Origin of the sequence: Stenotrophomonas sp. HMSC10F07 (genome assembly GCF_001807895.1) — a bacterium.
Lineage (GTDB): Bacteria > Pseudomonadota > Gammaproteobacteria > Xanthomonadales > Xanthomonadaceae > Stenotrophomonas > Stenotrophomonas sepilia.
On record NZ_KV791312.1, the window covers coordinates 1 to 3,427 of the forward strand.

The 3,427-nt window shown below is 53.5% G+C and carries 1 tRNA gene and 2 rRNA genes; all 3 read left to right on the plus strand.

The features are described 5' to 3' along the window. Nucleotides 1–3 precede the first annotated feature (3 nt). The 3 genes from HMPREF3114_RS00045 (at nucleotide 4) to rrf (ending at nucleotide 3,423) form a co-directional block, all read left to right on the plus strand. Nucleotides 4–80: transfer RNA gene (locus HMPREF3114_RS00045), tRNA-Ile, on the plus strand. A gap of 223 nt (nucleotides 81–303) precedes the next feature. After that, nucleotides 304–3,183 (plus strand): 23S ribosomal RNA (locus HMPREF3114_RS00050). 125 nt (nucleotides 3,184–3,308) lie between these two features. Continuing rightward, nucleotides 3,309–3,423: ribosomal RNA gene (gene rrf, locus HMPREF3114_RS00055) — 5S ribosomal RNA — on the plus strand. Nucleotides 3,424–3,427: the final 4 nt, after the last annotated feature.

Genomic DNA, 3,427 nt, shown 5'->3' on the forward strand with positions numbered 1-3,427 from the left:
TCCGGGTCTGTAGCTCAGGTGGTTAGAGCGCACCCCTGATAAGGGTGAGGTCGGTGGTTCGAGTCCTCCCAGACCCACCATTCTCTGAATGACGCATACATTCGATCTTTATACGCATCAGCACTGTGGCTGGTACGTGTTCTTTTAAAACTTGTGACGTAGCGAGCGTTTGAGATGTTCTATCAGACGTGTCGTGAGGCTAAGGCGAGAGACGCAAGTCTCTTTATTGATTGAGTCGTTATATTCGTATCCGGGCTTTGTACCCCCGGGTCATGTGTAACCCAAGGCAACTTGCGGTTATATGGTCAAGCGAATAAGCGCACACGGTGGATGCCTTGGCGGTCAGAGGCGATGAAGGACGTGGCAGCCTGCGAAAAGTATCGGGGAGCTGGCAACAAGCTTTGATCCGGTAATGTCCGAATGGGGAAACCCACCCGCTTGCGGGTATCCTGCAGTGAATACATAGCTGCTGGAAGCGAACCTGGTGAACTGAAATATCTAAGTAACCAGAGGAAAAGAAATCAACCGAGATTCCGTAAGTAGCGACGAGCGAACGCGGACTAGCCCTTAAGCTGATTTGGTTCTAGGAAAACACTCTGGAAAGAGTGGCCATAGAAGGTGATAGCCCTGTATCTGAAAGGGCCATTTCAGTGAAGACGAGTAGGGCGGGGCACGTGAAACCCTGTCTGAACATGGGGGGACCATCCTCCAAGGCTAAATACTACTGACCGACCGATAGTGAACCAGTACCGTGAGGGAAAGGCGAAAAGAACCCCGGAGAGGGGAGTGAAATAGAACCTGAAACCGTGTGCGTACAAGCAGTAGGAGCTCCGCAAGGAGTGACTGCGTACCTTTTGTATAATGGGTCAGCGACTTACTGTTCGTGGCAAGCTTAACCGTATAGGGGAGGCGAAGGGAAACCGAGTCTGATAAGGGCGCATAGTCGCGGGCAGTAGACCCGAAACCGGGTGATCTAGTCATGCCCAGGGTGAAGGTGCGGTAACACGCACTGGAGGCCCGAACCCACTCCCGTTGCAAAGGTAGGGGATGAGGTGTGATTAGGAGTGAAAAGCTAATCGAACCCGGAGATAGCTGGTTCTCCTCGAAAGCTATTTAGGTAGCGCCTCATATGTATCCTCTCGGGGGTAGAGCACTGTTATGGCTAGGGGGTCATCGCGACTTACCAAACCATTGCAAACTCCGAATACCGAGACGGACTGTATGGGAGACACACGGCGGGTGCTAACGTCCGTCGTGAAAAGGGAAACAACCCAGACCCACAGCTAAGGTCCCAAATTTTGTGCTAAGTGGAAAACCATGTGGAAAGGCACAGACAGCCAGGAGGTTGGCTTAGAAGCAGCCACCCTTTAAAGAAAGCGTAATAGCTCACTGGTCGAGTCGGTCTGCGGGGAAGATTTAACGGGGCTAAGCACAGAACCGAAGCTTGGGGTGCATAACTTTGTTATGCGCGGTAGAGGAGCGTTCCGTAAGCCGTTGAAGGTGGATTGAGAAGTCTGCTGGAGGTATCGGAAGTGCGAATGCTGACATGAGTAACGATAATGCGGGTGAAAAACCCGCACGCCGAAAGCCCAAGGTTTCCTTGCGCAACGTTAATCGGCGCAGGGTGAGTCGGCCCCTAAGGCGAGGACGAAAGTCGTAGTCGATGGGAAGCAGGTTAATATTCCTGCACCTCGCGTAAGTGCGATGGAGGGACGGAGAAGGTTAGGTGTACCAGGCGTTGGTTGTCCTGGGGAAAGGCGGTAGGTTTGGATCTTTGGCAAATCCGGGATCCTCTAAGACCGAGCACCGAGACGAGCCTTTATGGCAAAGTCACTGATACCACGCTTCCAGGAAAAGCTCCTAAGCTTCAGCTTACGCAGACCGTACCGTAAACCGACACAGGTGGGTAGGATGAGAATTCTCAGGCGCTTGAGAGAACTCGGGTGAAGGAACTAGGCAACATGGCACCGTAACTTCGGGAGAAGGTGCACCCTTTTTGGTGGCTCGTGCGAGCTATAGCTGAAGAGGGTCGCAGTAACCAGGCCGCTGCGACTGTTTATCAAAAACACAGCACTCTGCAAACACGAAAGTGGACGTATAGGGTGTGACGCCTGCCCGGTGCTGGAAGGTTAATTGATGGGGTCAGCCGCAAGGCGAAGCTCTTGATCGAAGCCCCAGTAAACGGCGGCCGTAACTATAACGGTCCTAAGGTAGCGAAATTCCTTGTCGGGTAAGTTCCGACCTGCACGAATGGCGTAACGACAGCGGCGCTGTCTCCACCCGAGACTCAGTGAAATTGAAATCGCTGTGAAGATGCAGCGTTCCCGTGGCAAGACGGAAAGACCCCGTGAACCTTTACTATAGCTTTACACTGAACGTTGAGTTCGTCTGTGTAGGATAGGTGGGAGGCTATGAAACCATGGCGCTAGCTGTGGTGGAGCCATCCTTGAAATACCACCCTGTCGTGCTTGACGTTCTAACCTGGGCCCATTATCTGGGTCGGGGACCGTGTATGGTGGGTAGTTTGACTGGGGCGGTCTCCTCCTAAAGAGTAACGGAGGAGCTCGAAGGTACGCTCAGCGCGGTCGGACATCGCGCACTGTGTGCAAAGGCATAAGCGTGCTTGACTGCAAGATCGACGGATCAAGCAGGTAGGAAACTAGGACTTAGTGATCCGGTGGTTCTGTATGGAAGGGCCATCGCTCAACGGATAAAAGGTACTCCGGGGATAACAGGCTGATACCGCCCAAGAGTTCATATCGACGGCGGTGTTTGGCACCTCGATGTCGGCTCATCACATCCTGGGGCTGTAGTCGGTCCCAAGGGTATGGCTGTTCGCCATTTAAAGTGGTACGCGAGCTGGGTTCAGAACGTCGTGAGACAGTTCGGTCCCTATCTGCCATGGGCGTTGGAGATTTGAGAGGGGCTGCTCCTAGTACGAGAGGACCGGAGTGGACGAACCTCTGGTGTTCCGGTTGTCACGCCAGTGGCATTGCCGGGTAGCTATGTTCGGAAGCGATAACCGCTGAAAGCATCTAAGCGGGAAGCGCGCCTCAAGATGAGATCTCCCGGGGCACAAGCCCCCTGAAGGAACCATGTAGACTACGTGGTTGATAGGTCAGGTGTGTAAGTACAGCAATGTATTGAGCTAACTGATACTAATGATCCGTGCGGCTTGACCATATAACCTCAAGTTGCCTTGGCTTTACGACAACGTCGTAAGAGCATCCAAGTGCACGCTACGTCACAAGAACTATGCGAGGCTGGCGCCTTGTCCCCCGGGACGAGTGCGACTCTCCAAAAGCCTCCCTGGTGAAATTAGCGCTGTGGAACCACCCGATCCCATCCCGAACTCGGAAGTGAAACGCAGCTGCGCCGATGGTAGTGTGGCTCAAGCCATGCGAGAGTAGGTCATCGCCAGGGTTTA